Source organism: Alphaproteobacteria bacterium (assembly GCA_018667735.1).
Classification (GTDB): domain Bacteria; phylum Pseudomonadota; class Alphaproteobacteria; order Rickettsiales; family JABIRX01; genus JABIRX01.
Window position 1 is genome coordinate 1 of record JABIRX010000060.1, and the last position, 20,879, is coordinate 20,879.

General features: G+C 31.9%; 18 protein-coding genes. 13 read left to right on the forward strand and 5 right to left on the reverse strand.

The window, feature by feature from the left end; genetic code table 11:
* Positions 1-566: 566 nt before the first annotated feature.
* Complete coding sequence (locus HOH73_06220; GenBank protein ID MBT5828449.1) at positions 567-875, reverse strand: hypothetical protein; 309 nt, start codon at positions 873-875, stop codon at positions 567-569.
* 186 nt (positions 876-1,061) lie between these two features.
* Here HOH73_06220 and HOH73_06225 point away from each other — a divergent pair, with 186 nt between their 5' ends.
* Positions 1,062-3,929, forward strand: a complete 2,868-nt coding sequence (locus HOH73_06225; GenBank protein MBT5828450.1) for a 2-oxoglutarate dehydrogenase E1 component — start codon at positions 1,062-1,064, stop codon at positions 3,927-3,929.
* Between the two features lie 677 nt (positions 3,930-4,606).
* Here the strand turns inward: HOH73_06225 and HOH73_06230 are convergent.
* From HOH73_06230 to dnaG, 4 genes are all read right to left on the reverse strand, one after another.
* Positions 4,607-5,182: a hypothetical protein gene (locus HOH73_06230; GenBank protein ID MBT5828451.1), complete on the reverse strand. Its 576-nt coding sequence runs from the start codon at positions 5,180-5,182 to the stop codon at positions 4,607-4,609.
* A 151-nt stretch (positions 5,183-5,333) separates the two neighbouring features.
* Positions 5,334-6,251 carry an alpha-L-glutamate ligase gene (locus tag HOH73_06235; protein ID MBT5828452.1) on the reverse strand — a complete coding sequence of 306 codons (918 nt, stop codon included), beginning with the start codon at positions 6,249-6,251 and terminating at the stop codon, positions 5,334-5,336.
* A 129-nt stretch (positions 6,252-6,380) separates the two neighbouring features.
* Positions 6,381-8,255 carry an RNA polymerase sigma factor RpoD gene (gene rpoD / locus HOH73_06240; protein ID MBT5828453.1) on the reverse strand — a complete coding sequence of 625 codons (1,875 nt, stop codon included), beginning with the start codon at positions 8,253-8,255 and terminating at the stop codon, positions 6,381-6,383.
* A gap of 8 nt (positions 8,256-8,263) precedes the next feature.
* A complete protein-coding gene (gene dnaG, locus HOH73_06245) occupies positions 8,264-10,003 on the reverse strand; it encodes a DNA primase (protein ID MBT5828454.1) in 1,740 nt (579 codons plus the stop codon).
* A 35-nt stretch (positions 10,004-10,038) separates the two neighbouring features.
* Between dnaG and HOH73_06250 the strand changes: the two genes are divergently transcribed.
* Genes HOH73_06250 through typA form a run of 12 tightly spaced genes read left to right on the forward strand, consistent with a single transcriptional unit; the run spans position 10,039 to position 20,872 of the window.
* Positions 10,039-10,800, forward strand: a complete 762-nt coding sequence (locus HOH73_06250; GenBank protein MBT5828455.1) for an ABC transporter permease — start codon at positions 10,039-10,041, stop codon at positions 10,798-10,800.
* A gap of 3 nt (positions 10,801-10,803) precedes the next feature.
* Positions 10,804-11,343, forward strand: coding sequence for a peptide deformylase (locus tag HOH73_06255; GenBank protein MBT5828456.1), 540 nt, complete (start codon positions 10,804-10,806; stop codon positions 11,341-11,343).
* Position 11,344: 1 nt separating this feature from the next.
* Entirely contained in the window at positions 11,345-12,187 is an 843-nt protein-coding gene (locus HOH73_06260; protein MBT5828457.1) for a TIGR01459 family HAD-type hydrolase, read from the forward strand.
* Positions 12,188-13,906: an arginine--tRNA ligase gene (locus HOH73_06265; GenBank protein ID MBT5828458.1), complete on the forward strand. Its 1,719-nt coding sequence runs from the start codon at positions 12,188-12,190 to the stop codon at positions 13,904-13,906.
* 2 nt (positions 13,907-13,908) lie between these two features.
* Complete coding sequence (locus tag HOH73_06270) at positions 13,909-14,556, forward strand: SPOR domain-containing protein (protein ID MBT5828459.1); 648 nt, start codon at positions 13,909-13,911, stop codon at positions 14,554-14,556.
* Positions 14,535-15,449, forward strand: coding sequence for a beta-N-acetylhexosaminidase (nagZ, locus tag HOH73_06275; GenBank protein MBT5828460.1), 915 nt, complete (start codon positions 14,535-14,537; stop codon positions 15,447-15,449). The genes HOH73_06270 and nagZ overlap by 22 nt, the downstream gene beginning before the upstream one ends.
* The gene (locus HOH73_06280) at positions 15,442-16,371 is read left to right on the forward strand and encodes a tetratricopeptide repeat protein (GenBank protein MBT5828461.1); all 930 of its coding nucleotides are present in this window, start codon (positions 15,442-15,444) and stop codon (positions 16,369-16,371) included. Before nagZ ends, HOH73_06280 begins: the two co-directional genes overlap by 8 nt.
* Before the next feature lie 17 nt (positions 16,372-16,388).
* Positions 16,389-17,477, forward strand: a complete 1,089-nt coding sequence (gene yejB, locus HOH73_06285) for a microcin C ABC transporter permease YejB (protein ID MBT5828462.1) — start codon at positions 16,389-16,391, stop codon at positions 17,475-17,477.
* Positions 17,478-17,479: 2 nt separating this feature from the next.
* Positions 17,480-17,788 (forward strand): YbaB/EbfC family nucleoid-associated protein, encoded by a 309-nt coding sequence (locus HOH73_06290; protein MBT5828463.1) that lies wholly within the window; start codon positions 17,480-17,482, stop codon positions 17,786-17,788.
* An 8-nt stretch (positions 17,789-17,796) separates the two neighbouring features.
* Complete coding sequence (recR, locus tag HOH73_06295; GenBank protein MBT5828464.1) at positions 17,797-18,381, forward strand: recombination protein RecR; 585 nt, start codon at positions 17,797-17,799, stop codon at positions 18,379-18,381.
* Complete coding sequence (locus HOH73_06300; protein ID MBT5828465.1) at positions 18,378-19,010, forward strand: alpha/beta fold hydrolase; 633 nt, start codon at positions 18,378-18,380, stop codon at positions 19,008-19,010. The genes recR and HOH73_06300 overlap by 4 nt, the downstream gene beginning before the upstream one ends.
* 56 nt (positions 19,011-19,066) lie before the next feature.
* Positions 19,067-20,872, forward strand: a complete 1,806-nt coding sequence (typA, locus tag HOH73_06305) for a translational GTPase TypA (GenBank protein MBT5828466.1) — start codon at positions 19,067-19,069, stop codon at positions 20,870-20,872.
* Positions 20,873-20,879: the final 7 nt, after the last annotated feature.

Consider the following 20,879-nt stretch of genomic DNA (forward strand, 5'->3'; position numbering starts at 1 on the left):
AAGCTTTTCCTAAATGTTTGATTACTTTTTGTTAAATAGCGTAAAACTTGATAAATTTATGTTTAAGTAACCTTGTTTTTATAAATGTGGCGCTACTATGTTTTAATTATATATGCCTCCCTTTAGCTTTGCTTGGTCAATTTTAAACCATAAAAAAGGCTCCTGAAAATAGGAGCCTTTTTTATTCCTTATATCATCAATTTTTTTTCTCTACCGGATGTTATTAATTAACCCTCCTTAATTAAATATCTCTTAAATATTACTGTAACATATTTTTCTGATTAAAAAAAAAGCTTTTCCTAAATGTTTGATTACTTTTTGTTAAATAGCGTAAAACTTGATAAATTTATGTTTAAGTAACCTTGTTTTTATAAATGTGGCGCTACTATGTTTAAATTATATATGCCTCCCTTTAGCTTTGCTTGGTCAATTTTAAACCATAAAAAAGACTCCTAAAGATAGGAGCCTTTTTTATTCCTCATATCATCAATTTTTTCTCTACCGGATGTTATCAATTAACCCTTATTAATTAAATATCTCTTAAATATGAGCGTAACATATTTTTCTTAATGCCTTGTTACTTTTCTTTTTAAGCGGCGTAAACCTTTAGACATTTTGCATAATGCAACATTAAAAGCAGCATATGGTGTATCTGAGTTACCATCTCCTTTAATTAAATAATGTTTTCTACCTCTTTGAAAAACCACAATTGAACTTGAAAATTGGTCTTTGTGGGTTTTAGCAATACGTACTTTAGCGGATATTACTCTATTTTTAAAATATTTATCTACTGCTTCATTCGTTGTGTGTTTAATATGTTCTGGGAAACTTTCTCCAATTCCAGACATGTTATGACTATTTATACTTACTTTCATATATTTAGTTATGTGATAATGGTTAATAAAATGTTAGTTCTAACTTTATTATAACATTTTTAGCGATTGATGTCATCATTTTTAAGATAAAAATTTATACAGCAAATTATATATTCTTTAGCAACCATCTTGCAAACTTTAAGGCTTATGTTATATTTGCTAAAATTTTTATAAAATTAGGACATAATGACAGAAAAAGAGCAATATTTACGAGATTCCACTTTAATTTTTAGTGCCAATGTTACTTTTATCCAGGAATTATACCAAAAATATCTAAATGATAAAAATTCTGTCGATAAAGAGTGGCAAGAATATTTTATCAATATTGGGGATGAATTAGCTGATATTAGCGAAGATTTTTCTGGTGCTAGCTGGTCAAAAGATGAACTTGCTGTAATTGGGGCCAAAAATATTGAATTAGAAACAGATAAGAAAGCTACAAAGAAAATTGCACAAGATCCCGCCTTAAAAGAAGCCGATCTAGAATATAAAGTAGCCCGCTTAATTAACCGTTTTCGCCGCTATGGTCATTACAGCGCCAATTTAGACCCTTTAAAACTAAAACAACCTGAAGCTAAAGAAGTTCTAACTAAGAACTTTCACAATATTAGTGATAGCGATTTAAAAACCACTTTAAATCTTCGATTTGAGCCTGATTTTGCTGGTTTAACTGTAGAAAAAATAATTGCTAAATTACAAAAAACTTACAGCAGCACTCTTGCTTTTGAGTTTGAATATATCTCAAATATTGAAGAGAAATTATGGCTAAGAAATAAAGTTGAGAACTCTAATAATGGTCTAAATATTGTCACCAAAGCAGATCAACATAATGCTTTAAATCATCTACATCGTGCCAAATCTTTTGAACAATTATTACATAAAAAATTTCCAGGTGCTAAACGCTTTTCTGTGGAAGGTGGAGAAGCAATTATGCCAGCACTTGAAAAAATCATTGATTTATCTGGCAAGGCTAAAATAAATGATCTTGAGCTAGGTATGGCTCATAGAGGGCGCTTAAATGTGCTAACTAATATTTGTGGCAAACCTTATGATCAGATGATTGCCGAGTTTAAAGGCGCTTCGTCAATACCAGCTGAATATAACGCATCTGGTGATGTTAAATATCATATGGGCTATTCAATGGATCGTGAATTTGGCGAACATAAATTGCATGTAGCTCTTGCCTACAACCCTTCTCATTTAGAAGCTGTAAATTCTGTGGTTGCTGGAAAAGTGAGAGCAAAACAAGATCTTGAAAATGATTTGGCTAGAAAAAACACCCTTTCTGTTTTAATTCATGGAGACGCAGCTTTTATGGGCCAAGGAACTGTAGCTGAATGCTTAAATATGGCCTATGTTGATGCGTATGATATTGGTGGAACTATTCACTTTATCATCAATAACCAAGTTGGCTTTACCGCTAATAATCAGGATTCGCGTTCAACCAGATATTCTTCCGACTTAGCTAAATTTATTGAAGCACCAATAATACATGTTAATGGTGAAGATATAGAAGCCGTTATATATGCATGTATCTTGGCATTTGATTATCGTCAAAAATTTGGTAAAGATGTAGTGCTAGACATAGTATGCTATCGTAAATATGGACATAATGAAGGTGATGAGCCTAATTATACTCAGCCTATTATGTATAATATCATCAAAAATATGCAATCTATTGATGAAAAATATGCAGCTAAATTAATTAGTGAAAAAGTTATTACTGCTGCAGAATATGAAAAATTAAAAACAGATAGAAGTAAAATATTAGAACAAGCTTTTATTAATTCTGATAAATTTAGCGCAACTAAAGCGCATGCCTTTTCTGATAAATGGGCTGGGCTTACTACCAAAGAAAGATCTATACAAGACGCTCCCAAAACTGGTTTAAGTAAGACTAAGCTGAGTAAAACTTTAAATCATTTACTAAGTGAACCCCAAGAATTTAATATGCATCCAAAAATTGCTAAGCAATATGATGCTAAAAAGAAAATTTTTGCAAAAGGTACAAACATAGATTGGGCCTTAGGCGAATCACTTGCTTATGCAAGCTTGCTTGAGGAAGGCTACCCTGTTAGATTAACTGGACAAGATGCAAAAAGAGGTACATTCTCGCATCGTCATTCCGTGTTAAGAGATACTAAAACAGAAAAAGAATATATTCCGCTTAACAATTTAAGCGAAAAGCAAGCAACTTATTTAGCCGCAGATTCTGTCTTATCTGAATATGCCGTACTTGGCTTTGAATATGGTTATTCTTTATCTAACCCACATACTTTAACTATTTGGGAAGCGCAATTTGGAGATTTTGCTAATGGTTGTCAAATTATGTTTGACCAATTTATAGCGTCGGGTGAAACTAAATGGTTACGCTTATCAGGCTTAGTTATGTTATTACCACATGGTTATGAAGGCCAAGGACCTGAACATAGTTCAGCTAGATTAGAGCGTTATTTGCAAGCATGTGCCGAAGATAATATACAAGTTGCTAATGTTACAACACCTGCAAATTTTTTCCATATTTTGCGTAGGCAAATTCATCGCAATTATCGTAAACCGCTAATTGTTATGAGCCCCAAATCTTTACTTAGACATAAATTAGCAACTTCCCAAATCGAAGAAATGGACATTAATACAGAATTTAAAACTGTTATTGCTGAAACTGATAAATTAACCGCAGCTAAAAATGTTAAAAAACTTGTATTATGTACAGGTAAAATTTATTACGATTTATATGAAGCTAGAGAAAAGGCAAAAATTAATAATGTGGCACTAATAAGAGTAGAAGAATTATATCCATATCCTGATCAAGAAATAATAAAACAGCTTCAAAAATATGTTGATGCTGAAGTTATATGGTGTCAGGAGGAACCAGAAAATATGGGAGCTTGGCAATTTATTGATCGCAAATTAGAAGGCTCTATTGTAAAAGCTGAAATTAAGGCAAAACGCCCAATTTATGTCGGGCGAAAAGCATCTGCAAGCCCTGCTACTGGCTATATGAAAGTTCATGTTGTAGAGCAAGAAGAAATTATAGCAAAAGCTTTAAAATAAATTAACTTTTGCAATAAAAATTTAATAGGCTTTACTAATATTTTTACATTAAAATATTATAGTGAAGCCCCAAATATATAATATTAAATAAAAACTTTGATATATCATCTACATATAATGTAACGCAGAATTTTAGCAAAGGCGTAAAAATTTATTCACCTCTGGCTAAATTAATTGAGCAAATCAAATTATGTGCTTTGATGTGCTAACATTTCAGATATATTAATAGCAGAGTTTAACAAATAACCCTCAGCTAGGTAATTATTTATCTAGAAAAATAGTAAGGAATTACAATAAAAACTTATTAATAATATCTAGTTATTTACTTTCATTATTAGCACCAACATCTAAAGTAAAAACAAGCTTACAGCTCTAAAGTAAAATTATTAAGAAGACATAAAAAGTAATTCGTCCTTATCGCATTTACATCTAAGTTTTAATTTTAGTTATAACGCAGATATTATCATAAAATTTCTAAAAAAACTTATGAAATTAGCAAGGATATATAGGAATTTGAGATAGGAAAACTGGATGCTCTACCCCGCAAAAATACAAATAGGCCACAGCTAGACACTTCAGAATTAGTGACGAGTTTGACTAATAAAAAATTGAAATATAAAATGACAAATTAAATATTAAAAAAGTAAAATAATCTTAGGCAAGATGAAGAGTTTTTTTTATTCAGCCTCTGCTGCTTTAGCTTCATTATACTCAGCTTCTTTTTCTTGATAAATACTAAGTAAAATATTAGTTTCCATTTCATCAAAAGCTAATTTGGCTATATTAACTGTTTGTGGAAAAAAATTAGTTAAAACTATGTTATCTAAGTCTTCGATAAAGGTAAAAAAAGCTAACCTATATGACTTAAGCAATAATGACATATCTTTACCTAAGATTTTTTTGAGCTTTTTATCATTCATTGCCAAGCTTATAACTACCATTGTGTAAGCCCAATTATTTAAAGTATCACTACCTTCTTTAAAATATTCGCGCGCATTTTCTATGGAGAGACTAAATTTTTGCAATAAATCTGCATGAGTTGCGTGATCCTTAACTTCTGCAATTTCTTGCTTTACTTCTGTGTCTAATATGGGAAATAAACAATATACAAATTCTTCCTGAAATTTTCGCTTATTTATAATTTTTTCATGCGCTTGCTTCAGTGTTATTTTTCCTGCAGAAAAACCATGTTGTTGCGCTTGTAAATGAGCGTCTATTGTTGGATTCTCTGTTTTTCTAAAACTATATTCCATGGGCGATATCTAATATTAATGTTCTTTTCCATATAGTAACATTAAAAACATAAAATAGCCAATAAAATCAGCATTTATATGTCTCCATGTAAAATAACCTCCTTCATTTAAGGATTTAGCAATTAAATAAAAAAATTATCTAAGCAAGACACTATAACTGCGTAAGAAGATATTTTGCTAATTTATCATAAGCCGAAATACCAGCTATAGCCTCAGCTTCACTATTATAATTAGTATTGGCATTAACATCATAAGTATAAATAACATCATCTTCACCAATGACAAACTCTATACCAGCTATATCATATTGTTCTTGCTTTATAAAATTCAAATATTTTCCTAATAATTCAACTTTAAAATCTTTTTCAATAGTAAATTTATGCTCTTTACTTTCCCCAATAGGACAAAAGCTAGTAGAAACTTTACAAGAATCTGCTGGGCACAAATTGAAATCATCACTTACCTGTATTTTAACCACATATACAAACTCTCCACCAATAAATTCGGCTCTTCTAATCACACCGCCTTTTGGAGCTATATATTGCTGTATTAAAGTAATACCATCACGAGAATATGCTATATTTTGCTTTAAATATTGCTTAATCTCAGCCATATTATAAAAAATTTCTACTCCTGCACCACTGCCACCTCTATTTGGCTTTAAAATTAAAGGAAAAGATATTTTTTTAGCAGCAGCTAAAATACTCTCTTTACCTAAAGCAGCTAAAGTTCTTGGTATTTTAATACCCGCTTTTTCAAGAGCTAAATATTGAGCAAATTTATTAAGCTCTAAATATTGGGTAGGAAGATTATTTATCACCTTCTTATTGTGAGCATTTAAATGACCTAAATAGCTAATTGCATGCTCTATAGAGTCTGGCTTGCCACGCAAATGAGATGAAGGGCTTACCCGATTAAAATACACCGCATCTTCAGGCTTACTGGCTATATCTAGCAGGCCGTCACCCAAAACTATATCCTGATAATTAATATTTTCTTTATTTAATGATTGTTTAATTGGCTCTAACCAATCTGGGTTATCATGCAAGATGATTAATGTTTTTAGCATTTTATGTTACGCGTTATGTGAAAATAGTTTTTAGCTGACTAGAATAAAGGATAATATGACTAACCTAGCACATTAAATAGTAATACAAGCACTTAACACTGCGCCATAACATTACATTATAAGGCTAGATTATTCATTCATAAAAGTTTTTAATCTTTTGGCGCGAGTTGGATGCCTTAATTTTCTTAACGCTTTTGCCTCAATTTGTCTAATACGCTCTCTTGTTACCGAGAATTGTTTACCAACCTCTTCTAAAGTGTGATCTGTGTTCATGCCAATACCAAACCTCATTCTAAGTACACGCTCTTCTCGTGGAGTTAAAGTAGCTAAGACTCTAGTTGTTATCTCCTTTAAATTGGAGTGAATAGCTGCGTCTATTGGTAATACTGCATTTTTATCTTCAATAAAATCACAAATTGTACTTTCTTCATCATCTCCAACTGGACTTTCTAAGCTAACTGGATCCTTGGCGATTTTCATAATTTTACGAATTTTTTCAACTGGGATACATAATTTTCGCGCTAACTCATCATGCGTTGGCTCCCTATTCATATCTAATGACATTTGCTTAGAAGTTCTAACTATTTTATTAATAGTTTCTATCATATGCACTGGGATTCTAATAGTTCTAGATTGATCAGCTATAGATCTAGTTATAGCTTGTCTAATCCACCATGTTGCATAAGTTGAAAATTTGTACCCCCTACGATATTCAAACTTATCTACCGCCTTCATTAAACCTATATTTCCTTCCTGAATCAAATCTAAGAACTGTAAACCTCTATTTGTATATTTTTTCGCAATAGAAATAACCAACCTTAAATTAGCTTCAATCATCTCTTTTTTAGCTCTATTTGCCTGAGTCTCACCCTTTTGCACATCGGCAACTAAAGCTCTAAACTCATATATTGGCAAACCTACGGTCTTTGCCGTTGCTTTAATGTCTAAAAAGATTTTTTCAAGCTCTTCATTAGCCGTAATTTTTTCAATATTTTTAATTTTTGAAGTAGCTAAAATTTTTGCTAAACTATCATTTACTTCATTGTTTTTGTAAAATTTTAGAAACTTCTTTTTATCTATTTTATATTCATCTACCAGCTTAAATATTGCGCCCTCCTCTTTACGCAGCTCAGCATTTAAACCGTAAATTTTTTCGATTATACTATCTATGAATTTTTGATTAAAAAACATATCTTCAAGATTTTCATCAAATTTTACTGTTAAGCTTTTGACTTTATCCTGGTCAGACTTATCTATATCTTGCCCTTCAAAGGCACTATAAAGTTTTTCCTCCTGTATATTTAAAATTTTATTACAAACATCTGCTATTACCGCAAAAGAATCCAACATACAAGGCATTAACGCTTTCTCCATCACCGCAGGAGAGATACCTCCATCACTATCTATCATGTCTGAATAATCTTCTCCATCTTCATCATCCTCCTCCAAGAAATCTTCTTCTCCTTCTTCGCTATCTTCTTCTTTAAGCTCCTCAAAGCCCTCGAACCTACTTGAATATGACGCGTCTAAATCTATGACATCTCGCAATAGTCTTTCCTCATTTACAATGTCATCATAGAGTGAAATAAACTCCCTCATAGCTAATGGACTTGAGCATAAAGAATAAATCATCTTTTTGCGCCCATCTTCTATGCGTTTAGCTATTTCTATTTCCCCTTCGCGCGTAAGCAACTCAACGCCACCCATTGATTTAAGGTACATATGTACTGGATCATCATTTTCGCCAAGAGAATCACTTGAAGATATGCCTTTTGATAATTCCTCTAAATTAATCTCATTTTGGTCTTCAATTAACTTTATGCCAGAGCTAGCAATAGTATTCATAACCGCCTCCAACTTATCGTGCGAGTCGACCGGCAAGCTTTCATTTATTTCATCATATAATAAAAAACCTTGTCTTTTACCTTTAATGATAAGTTTTTTTACGATGACATCTAAGCCTAATTCTGCTTCAATGCGTTGTTCTTTTGTTTTTCTTGCCATTATTTTAACTAGCCAGCTAAATGTTGATTAAGTTCTTTTTCAAGCAATTCAATATCATATTTAAGCTGAATAGCAAGCTTTTGTTTGCCCTCATCACCAGATCTCATATTATTTTTATAGTCCCTTCTCAATCTGCCCAAAACTATGCTTTTAACATGGTAATCAAAGCGTTTGTTTCGCTCATATTCTGACAAGCTAATTGTTGATAATAATCTAATTTTATTAAGTAAGTAATTAACAAAATTCTGCGCTATATTTTCACCTAACCACTGCGCAAAATCAGCCATTATAAAGTTGGGTGCGAGTGCTAAAATATGCTTTTGTATTTCTCCTACTGTCTGATCGTCAAAATCAAACATCGCAAATTGCTCTTCATATTGCTCAACTGTCAAAATGGAGATATTAGTGATGATAAAAGCTACTAACTCCACTTCTTCCATGGCTATATTAGAAGTGTTAACTGCTAAGTTATTACCAGATTTTGGCTTAATGTAATATGACTTACCTCTAAAAACTTTAAAAAATGCATCTTTAAAATAACGCAAATACTGCGCTTTAACACTTTCATTTTCTATTTTATGAGCAATGTTATTTAACTTCTCATGAGCTGCTGACCTAGATTCTGGCGTATTTAAACCAGTATGGCAATGCTCTTTAACCAACATAGCTGCTAAAAAAATTCTACTCTCTAACAATGACTGCATATATTTTATACCCTTAGACTTTATCACATCATCTGGATCTTGACCATCTGGCAACATCACAAATGACAAGGTTTTACCTGGCTTTAATTTTGGCACCGCAATATCTGCAATACGCAGCATTGCTTTTTTACCAGCCTGATCTCCATCAAGACAAATAATTGGGTCATCACAAAAATACCATAGAGCTTCTAAATGATATTCGCTAAAAGCAGTTCCAAGCGGCGCCACAACATTCTGAAAACCAGCTTGCTGCATAGCAATAACATCCATATAGCCTTCACATAAAATAACTTCTCTTGATCTTTGTATAAATGTTTTTGCTTGATAAAAATTATATAGTAATTCGCGTTTTTTGAAAAACTTATATTCGGGTGAATTAATATATTTAGGCATGCCCTCTCCTAAAATACGCCCACCAAATGCTACTAATTGAGCTCGGTGATTGAAAATAGGAAAAGTTAAACGCTCACTAAATAAAAAATAATTACCATTTTGCCCTTTTCTATATAGGCCTAGCTCTAATAATTTTGAAATTTGGAAACCTTTTTCCTTAATAAACTTTTCAACTAAATATTTCTTGGGCGCATAACCTAAAGCAAATTTTGCGATGTTTTCTGGTATAATACCCCTGTTTTTAATATAATTCTCTGCTATTGAGCCATTAAAGTTTCTTTGAAAAAATTGCTGAAATTCATTTATAATTTGATAATCTAGATCATCTGCTATCAGTTTTTTTTCATCATACTGAACCTTAGGTAATGCAACCCCTGCTATTTGTGCTAATTCTTGCATTGCATCTGCAAAATTATAATTTTCCTTTTCAGTTAAAAAAGAAATTATATCTCCATGTGCGCCGCAACCAAAACAATGGTAATTTTGCTTATCATCACTTATGATGAAAGATGGTGTTTTCTCATTGTGAAAAGGACATAAAGCTTTATAACGCATATGTCCTGCCGGAATTAACTTCACCTGCCTCGAGAGAATATCACTCACTTTTACTCTATCTTTAATTCTTTGAATAAGTTCTTGTGAATATTTCATATCTTGCTAAAATACCGCTTTAAAAATTGGTAATTATGAATTTTATAGGATTTTTTAGTGTTTACAATAAAGAAGTTAAGAGATTTCTGAAAGTTTATAACCAAACTCTTCTTTCTCCAGTGGTAAATGCCTTGCTCTTTTTAGCTATTTTTATGCTTGCTATTGGTAAAAAAATATCTTTTGGACCTGATATTTCATTTGGCGAATTTATGGCCCCAGGTTTGATAGCGATGGTTATTGTGCAAAATTCTTTTGCTAATTCCTCTTCATCCATAACTATGGCTAAGGTTTTAGGACATATTATAGATTTTCTTATTCCGCCTCTTTCCGCGTTAAATTTAAGTGCTGCCATTTGTTTAGCAGCTTTAACCAGAGGAATTTTAGTTGGAATCATCGCTTATTTTGCTATAAGTTTTTTTATCCCTTTAAGTATTCATAGCTGGACCCATACCATTATCTATTTTATTTTAATTAGCTTTGCTCTTGGTGCTAGTGGTTTATTATGCGGTCTTTTTGCCAATAGCTTTGACCAAATGTCGGCGGTAACTAGCTATGTTATTACCCCCTTATCTTTTTTATCTGGCACTTTTTACTCAGTTAAATCATTACCTGAATTTTGGTATAATTTCAGTCATTTTAATCCATTTTTCTATATGATAGATGGCCTTAGATATGGTATAATTGGTTATCATGATGGTAATTTAACCATAGGTATGGTTTATTTGTTGATATTAAATATAATTTTACTAACCACTTGTATCATCTGGCTTAAATCAGGATATAGAATAAAAAATTAACATATGGCAATTTTACCAATTATAACATGGCCAGATAGTAGGCTCAAAGAAATTTCACAAGCAGTAACTAAAGTTAATAGCAAAACCCAGAAATTTATGGATGATATGCTAGAAACAATGTATGCAGCGCATGGTATAGGTTTAGCCGCCGTTCAAGTAGGAGTTTTAGAGCGTATTTTAGTAATGGATATTAACTATGCCTCAGAACGTTATCCTGAAAATGAAACTGACACACATGAACCATTATTTTTAGTAAATCCTAAAATAGTTTCAAGCTCAAATGTTACCACCAAATACAAAGAAGGCTGCTTATCTTTTCCAGGACAATATTCAAATGTTGTGCGACCTGACGAAGTAACCATAGAATATTTAGATTATTATGGCAAAAAAAAATTATTGAAAGCAGATGGCTTACTTGCTATTTGTGTGCAGCATGAAATAGATCATCTAAATGGTATTGTATTTGTTGATCATATCTCTAAGCTAAAAAAAGAAATAATCTTAAAAAAATTAGTTAAACAAAATAAATTACAAGAGGACTAAAATGAATATTATAAATTCCCTAAAAGAAATTAGCGCAAATTACGAATTATTTATCCTAGATATTTTTGGCGTTATTCATGATGGCGATGATCCATATCCAGGTATTGTAGAAATGATAGATTATCTTAGCACACAAAATAAAAAAATCGCTTTTCTATCAAATGCTCCAAGACGCTCAGAAAAAGCTCTGAAAGCACTTGAGAAATTTGGTATTAATGAAAATATGTTTGATTTTATTTTAACTTCAGGTGAGCATGCTTATTACTATTTTGAAGTGCAAAAAAAACTAAAATATTTTTATATCGGGCCAGAAAAAGACCGCGATTTATTAGTAGGCTTACCTCATCAAGAAGTAGCAATAGCAGAAGATGCTGATGTTGCTATTGCAACTGGTTTAGATCTTGGTCAAACGGTGGATGATGTAATGCCACAATTAAAATCGATTAAAGCTGCCGACTTAATGCTTCATTGTATTAATCCAGACTTATATGTGCATAAGAAGAGTGGCCGCTCTCACATCTGCGCAGGCGCTATTGCTAAAGCATATAACAAATTGGGTGGCGAAGTGCAATTTTATGGTAAGCCTTTTCAAGGTGTTTATGACGAAGTAATTGATGAATTTGAAATAAGTAGAAAGAAAGTTTTATGTGTTGGTGACAGCCTAGAGACTGACATTAGAGGTGCTAATATGGCTAATCTGGATTCTGTTTTTATAAGCTCTGGCATGCATAGGAAACAATTAGATTTGGAAATTGGACAAAAACCTGATGCCAAACAAACTGAAAAATTATGCCAAGAATTTAAAGTGTCACCTACTTACATATTATCATCATTTGGCAGTTAAATGGATATTATAGCCGATTTACAGCAAGAATTAATTTCTTTGATTGAAGCAGATTGTCCAAATGATTTGCCCGAAAGTCTAATTGCTAAAATAACTTTAGAGCTGCCAAAAAACAAAGAGCATGGCTGTTTAAGCACTAATGCAGCTATGATTTTAGCAAAATCTTTTGCACAAAAACCTATAATTTTAGCTGAGAAATTAAAAAGCATATTTAACAATTATATTCCAAATATTGACGAAATAAATATTGCGGGCCCAGGCTTTATTAACTTTAGAATGAAGCCCATATTTTGGCAGGATACGCTGCAAAAAATTCACCACAACAAACAATTTGGTCAGATAAATCTTGGCAACGCACAAAAAGTAAATCTTGAATTTGGCTCACCTAACCCAACAGGCCCCCTACATGTAGGCCATAGTAGAGGAGCAATTTTTGGTGATGTACTTGCCAATATATTAAATTTTGCAAATTATGATGTCACAAGAGAAAACTATATTAATGATGCTGGCTCTCAAATTGACACTTTAGCTAAATCATTATATTTGCGCTATGAAGAAATAGCTACCAAGCAGGCTGTAGAAATCCCGGCTGGCTTATATCCTGGCGAATATTTAATTGATATTGCAAAAAAGATTTTTCAAACTAAGGGTAATGAATATCTCAACATACCTCAAAGCGAATCACTTGAAATATTCAAAAAAATAGCGATACACGAAATGCTGTTATTGATTAAATCTGGCTTTAAAGATTTGCATATAACACATGATGTGCATTTTTCTGAAAAATCTTTACATGCAGATAATCAAATAAACCAAGCAATCGATTTATTAACCAAGCAAAACAAAACCTATTACGGCTCTTTACCCAGACCAAAAGGTAAAGAAATAGAAGATTGGGAAGAAACTACACAATTGCTGTTTAAAGCAACAGAATTTGGTGATGATATTGACCGAGCATTACAAAAAAACGATAAAAGCTGGACATATTTTGCTGCAGATACAGCATATCATTTTAATAAAATTAAGCGTGGCTACAATAAAATGATTCTTATTTTAGGTGCAGATCATGGCGGCTATATAAAAAGAATGAAAGCAATGGTTACGGCATTATCTGACAATCATGCAACTATTGACATTAAATTATGTCAGTTAGTTAAATTTATTAAAAATAACGAAATTATGAAAATGTCCAAAAGAGATGGCTCTTTCCTAACTGCTAGTGAAGTAGCTAAAGCTGTAGGTAGTGACAGTTTGCGTTTTATCATGCTAACCAGAAAAAATGACATGACTCTCGATTTTGATTTAGACAAAGCGGTAGAGCAATCAAAAGAAAACCCCATTTTCTATGTGCAATATGCACATGCCAGAATTTGCTCTGTCTTGAGAAATTACGAAGGTGAAGCGACTAATGATTTCACTAATCTTGTTGCACTAAACTCTAAGCTAGAGCTTGATTTAATCAGACATATTAACATTTTTCCACAAATTATTCGCGCCATAGCCACTAACTATGAACCGCACCGTCTAGCCTTTTACCTGCAAGAATTAGCAGCCAAATTTCATTCATATTGGAATTTTGGTAAAGACAATCCAGAACATAAATTTATCACCGCAAATCAAAGCACAACACGAGCTAGGATAATTTTATTAGAAACTATAAAAAACACCCTAAATACTGGTTTAAAATTATTCTCTATTAACGCTTTAGAGAAAATGTAAAAATGAAGAATCTACTAAAAACATATTACCCTGTAATTATATTATTAGTCTTCTTGCTGTTATTTTTAAAATTAATGCACATCTCTTATAGTTTTTATAACAACAGAACAAAAGATTCAAAAAACTCATATGTTAGCGCCGATAATTCACCCATTAAGGTTGATGCAAAATATGAGCATAACTATGTTAAAAACAATGACAAAGAATTATATAATTTTGTAAGTCAGAAAGATTGGAAATTAGAAGCGTCTAAGGGTAAGCAAGAAATTAAACCTATTAAAACACATGAACTTAATTTAAGCAAAAACACCAATAAACCACTAATTAACGATGTTATAAATTTAGAAAATCATACTATTCGAATTATTGAAAAGAAGCAAATTAACAAAAAGCAGCAAAGCAATAAGAATACCTTGCAACTTGGTGCTTATGCAACCATAGAAAAAGCAGAGCAAGAAAAATACAGAATTATGAATCTCTATGAAAAACAAGCAAAAAAACATCATTTTTACCTTGAAAAAGCGGCCATAAAAGACAAAGGTATTATCTATCGTTTAAAAGTAGGGCCTTTTTCTAATGGTACATTAGCTAAAAGTTTTTGTGATAATCTAAGGAAGAAAGCTATAGAATGTTTTATGACCGTAAATTGACTATTTTTGGTTTAAGCTCTTTATCATTAACAGATAATGAGAAATATCTTTTAAAGAACTCTAACAATATCTTTGGTATTATTTTATTTGCGCGAAATGTGGCAAATAAAGCTCAACTAAAATCACTAATTCAAGAGATTAGAGCATATAAGCCTAACTTAAATATTCTTATTGATGAAGAAGGGGGAAGAGTTACAAGGTTAAGTAATATTTATCCACAAAGTTTGACCGCTGCTGAAGAATTAGGTGATTTATATCTTAAAGATCCACTTAAAGCCAAAGCAAAAATAGTTTCAACTTATAAAATAATGGCTAACCGTTTAACTGAGCTAGGCATTAATATTATATGTGCGCCTGTTGCAGATTTAGCTCATAAAAACACACATGCTGTAATTGGTAATCGTGCTTTTTCAAATGATAAGCATGTTGTAATTGAATGTTGCAAAATAGCAGCAGACACTTTGCTAAAACACAATGTAACCCCAATAATAAAACATATTCCAGGTCATGGCAGAGCAAATTGTGATTCACATTTGGAATTGCCAATTATTACTGATGATCTACATAATCTTGCGCAAAATGATTTTGCGGTATTTAAGGCTTTAAATAAATATCCTCTAGCTATGACTGCGCATATTATTTACAATTCTTTAGATAGTGAAATGCCCATCACATTATCAAAAAAAGCTATGGCATATGTAAGAAATATTATTGGCTTTAAAGGTAAAATTATGACAGATGACATTAACATGCATGCTTTAAAGCAATTTAGTTTAGCTAAAATTATTAAATTAGCCTTAACAGCTGGTTGTGATTATATTTTACATTGCAACGGTAATTATCAAGAAATGGCAGAAATAGATGAACTCTTAAATATGTTTAAATATGAATAACTCATATAAAAAAATTACTAAACATTACAAAAAAATTGCCCTAACATGCGCTTTATTGCCCTTAATTATAAAATATCATGCTATCATATTATATCCCGCCATTAAAGTAATTGAAGTTTTACCTTCACATAAAGAACTTTATGATAATATTGCTAGCCTAAGAACCCCCTTTTTAAAGCGTGGTTTGTCAGAAGATGACATATTAAATAAAAATATAATCAAGCTATATAATGATGCAAAATATAGTGAGCATGACCTTGTTAATTTAGAATTCATCTTTAGGGAGCTGCTTAAAATACAAGAAACTGCAAATCATGAATTTGTAAAGGAAATTGATGTTGCTATTAAAGATTTAGGGCTAGAAAAATTTAACACAACTATTTTAATATTTAAAAAATTAATTAAATATGGCAATGATAAAGAAACATATCTTGGTTTCCTTGCCCTTGCCACTTTCTTTACTGAGCAGGATAAAGCTATCTTATATTTTAATGAAGCTCTAAATATTAATCCCAACAATCTGTTCCTGCTGAATAATTTGGGGAAATCTTACCTTGAAATGAATCAATTGGCTAAAGCCAAAAAAACCTTCCATAAAATTATGACCCTAGGTAATAAAGAGCAAAAGCCAGAATTAATCGCTTTAGCTAATTCTAATTTGGGCATTATCGAGCTTAAAGCTGCACAATTACCCAAAGCACTTCTGTATTTTAATCATGCTCTAGAAGTAGCCAAAAACTCTAATTTGAAGTTAATTCAAGCTAATCAATATAAAAATATTGCTATTACTTATAAAAAATTAAACAACTCTAAAAAATCTTGCGCAAATTACCGAAAAGCTAGAATTCTTTATCATAAATTATATTTAGATTTTAAAGCAGAAGATATTCTTACGCATTTAAAAAAAGAACAATGTCTTTAAAGGTCTCGCTTTAAATTATGCTCACTTATCTTAGCAAAAGAATATTACTAATTTTTCCTACTTTATTCGCTATTTTGCTCCTTAATTTTCTAATTATTCAGTTTGCACCTGGTGGCCCTGTAGAAAGAATTATAGCTAAAATTAATCATGGCCAAAATTTTGACCAAAATATATTACAACAAGGCTCTAGCAATCTAAATCAACATAATCAATTAAATCAAGATAGCAAATATACGGGTAGCAGAGGTTTGGACCCTGAGATAATTGCAGAAATTGAGGAGAGATATGGCTTTGACCAAAGCTTAACTACCAGATTTTTTGAAATGGTGGTAAATTATATAAGCTTTGATTTTGGTACTAGCTTCTTCAAAGGCAAGGAAGTAACTAGCTTAATTGCTGAAAGATTGCCTATCTCTATATCTTTAGGCTTGTGGTCAACTTTGATTATATATTTAATTTCTATTCCACTTGGCATTAGGAAGGCAGTTAAAAATGGTAGTAATTTTGATTTTTATACTAGCCTTATAATTTTTATTGGTTATGCAATTCCCTCTTTTATTTTTGCTGTTTTATTAATTGTAACCTTAGGTAAAGGTGGACAATTTCCTATTTTTCCAATTAGCGGGCTTAGCTCTGATAATTTTGCAGAATTAACTTTTTATGGGAAAGTAGCAGATTATTTTATGCACATAATTTTACCTATATTTGCAATAGTTGTTGGTGGCTTTGCAAGTCTTACCATGCTCACAAAAAATAGCTTCATTGAAGAAATAAACAAACAATATGTATTAACCGCAAGAGCTAAAGGCTTAACTGAAAACAAAATTCTTTATAAGCATATTTTTAAAAATGCTATGATTTTAGTTATTTCGCAAATCCCAGAGAATTTAGTAAAAATTCTCTTTACGGGGGCTTTGCTAATTGAAATTATCTTCTCTTTAGATGGTTTAGGCTTATTAGGTTTTGAAGCGGCGCTAAATAGAGATTATCCCGTTATATTTGCTACTCTCTACATATATAGTTTAATCGGTCTTGTCTTTAACCTAATTGGCGATATAATGTATGTCTTAATTGACCCAAGAATAGATTTTAAACAAAATAGGTAAAAATGGATTTAAATAATATTTTACAACAAGCACAGGCCCTAAAAAGTAAGTTTGAAGAAAAAAAACAACAATTTGATCAAAGGATATTCACTGGTAAAGCGGGGGGTGGACTGGTTACTGTGGAGCTAAAAGGTAGCTATAAAATAGAAACATTAAATATTGATGCGCAAACATTAAAAGATGATCCTGATCTTGCCACTGATTTAATTAAAGCAGCCTTTAATAATGCAACAGAGCAACTAGCCGATGCAAAGTCTGAATTAATGCCAGAGCAAATGTCTGGAATGGGTGATTTGAGTAAGCTATTCTAATTTGGCTAATGAATAATGAAATTGAAAGCTTAATTGGCTTATTTTCTACTTTGCCTACCATAGGTAAAAAAACTGCTACCAGAATTGTGTTAGATTTGATCGCAAAGAATAAAGACTCTATTCCTAAATTTGTGCAATCTTTAAATGACACATATCAGGTGATTAAAAGCTGTGAAATCTGTAATAACATAGATTCTACCTCACCTTGCCATATTTGCACTTCAGAAAAAAAAGATAAAAATATTATCTGTGTAGTTGAAAATATTGAGGATCTTTGGGTAATAGAAAAAGGCAATATGTTTAATGGGCAATATCATATTTTAGGCGGGACATTATCAGCAGTGAAAGGAGTTGGACCAGATGACTTAAATATCTCATCTTTAACAAAACGCTTAAATAAAAATTTGGAAATTATTCTTGCACTGAGTAGTAGCTTAGATGGTCAAACTACTAGCTTATTTTTATCGGATATGCTTTCTGACAAAGTTATGAAAATTACTAAATTAGGCTATGGTATACCTCTTGGTAGTGAAATTGGCTATTTAGACGAAGGAACTATTAATGCTGCTTTTGAAGCAAGAAAAATATTATGATAGAGCAATTAAACTATACTGAAACCAAAGCACCTGACACAATTGAAACCTTAATTATTTTTATTCATGGCTATGGTGCAAATGGCAAGGATTTACTACAGCTTGCACCATATTTTCAAAAACATTACAAAAATTGTCATTTTGTTGCACCTAACGCTCCTTATGCAACTGACTATCCTGACTCATATTATTGGTTCCCAATTAATAACTTTAATGAAGACCACTTGAAAGAAGGAGTAGAAAATTCTGTGCCAGTTATAAATAAATTTATTAATTATTGCAAAAAACAATATAAACTTAGTAATCAGCAAATTATTCTTTTTGGCTTCTCACAAGGATCGCTTTTATCAATTTATTATGGCTTAAAACAGCCAGAGAAATTTAAAGCAATTTTAGCTTTTTCGGGTGGAGCATTATCAGATATAAACTCAATCATAAAAAACAAAACTCCTATTTGCCTGGTGCATGGCCTTCAAGACGAAATATTAAGTCCTGAACATTCTTTAAGTACGGCTGAAAATCTTACTAAAGGAAAACATCCAAATGAATTAAAATTAATTGATAATTTAGGCCACTCAATAAATTTAGCAGGCCTTGAATTTGCAGTAGATTTTTTAGCTAAGCACTAAAATATGTACAATTAAGATCCTCTTGCATATAATGCGGTGAATTTTAAGATAAATTAATGAGTATAAGAAATATCGCAATTATTGCCCACGTAGATCATGGGAAAACTACTTTAATTGATTCCATTTTACAACAATCTGGTGTCTTCCACGAAAAAGAAGCTGTGGTAACAAGAGTAATGGATAGTAATGATTTAGAAAAAGAAAGAGGCATAACAATTTTAGCTAAATGCACGGCGGTTAAGTGGAAAGATCACAAAGTAAATATTATAGATACACCAGGGCATGCTGATTTTGGTGGTGAGGTTGAGCGAGTTCTATCTATGGTAGATGGCGTAGTCTTATTAGTTGATGCTGCAGAAGGACCAATGCCCCAAACTAAATTTGTACTATCCAAAGCTTTAGCTTTAGGTCTAAAACCAATTGTAGTTATCAATAAAATAGACAGGCCTGACCGCAGGGAAGATGAAGTTTTAGATGAAGTCTTTGATTTGTTTGTATCATTAGATGCAAATGACGAACAATTGGATTTTCCTACTATTTACGCATCAGGTAGAGCGGGCTGGACAGTGCGTGATTTAAATGATGAGCGAAAAGATATTACTCCTTTGATGGATCTAGTGCTAGAATATGTGCCAGAACCTAATGTAGATAAAAGTAAGCCTTTTGCAATGCTTGCAACTATATTACAGCCAGATAGTTTCTTAGGACCCACTTTAACTGGTAAGGTTTACTCTGGAATTGGTAAAGTAAATCAAACAGTAAAATCATTATCATTATCTGGTGAACAAGTTGAAAGTGCTCGTTTAACTAAATTATTTACATTTGAAGGTATCAAAAAAGTACCAGCAGAAATAGTTGAAGCAGGAGATATTGTAGTAGTGGCTGGCTTACCTAAGACTAATGTTTCTGACAGTATTTGTGACCCTAAAGTTACAGATCCTATTAAATCAACTCCTATTGACCCACCTACAATGTCTGTTACGCTTAGTGTTAATGACTCGCCATTAGCAGGTAAAGATGGCTCTAAAGTTACATCTAGAATGATAAGGGACAGATTAATGAGTGAAGCAGCGACTAATGTAGCTATCACTTACAAGGAAGCAGATGGTAAAGACTCGTTTGAAATTGGTGGTAGAGGCGAACTGCAATTAGGTGTATTAATTGAAAATATGCGTAGAGAAGGTTTTGAGATGTCTGTGTCAAGACCAAAAGTATTATTTAAAAAAGATGACTCTGGGAAAACCTTAGAGCCTATCGAAGAAGTAGTTATCGATGTTGATGATGAATATTCTTCTTCTGTCATTGATAGATTGAATCAAAGAAAAGCTGACATGAAAGAGATGAAGCCAAGTGGAGATAAGGTTAGATTAATTTTCCATGTTCCTTCTAGAGGCATGATTGGCTTTCAAGGAGAGTTTTTAACTATCACTAAAGGCTCCGGTATATTAAATAGAATTTTTCATGATTATGCTGAATATAAAGGAGAGTTAAATCAAAGAAAATTAGGCGTTCTAATCTCAATGAATAATGGAGAAGTAGTAGGCTATGCTTTAAATAATTTGCAAGATCGCGGCATTATGTTTGTTAATCCAGGTGATGATGTTTATACCGGTATGATTATTGGTGAGCATAGTAGAGATAATGACCTAGAAGTTAATGTACAGAAATCTAAGCAATTAACAAATTTCAGAGCTTCCGGTAAAGATGATTCTGTAAAGCTTACGCCGCCTAAGAAAATGACTTTAGAGCAAATGATGGCTTATATTGAAGAAGATGAGTTAGTTGAAGTTACACCTAATTACTTGCGTTTAAGAAAAATTTTCTTAGATGCTAATCAAAGAAAGAAAAAATCTAAATTATAATATTGCA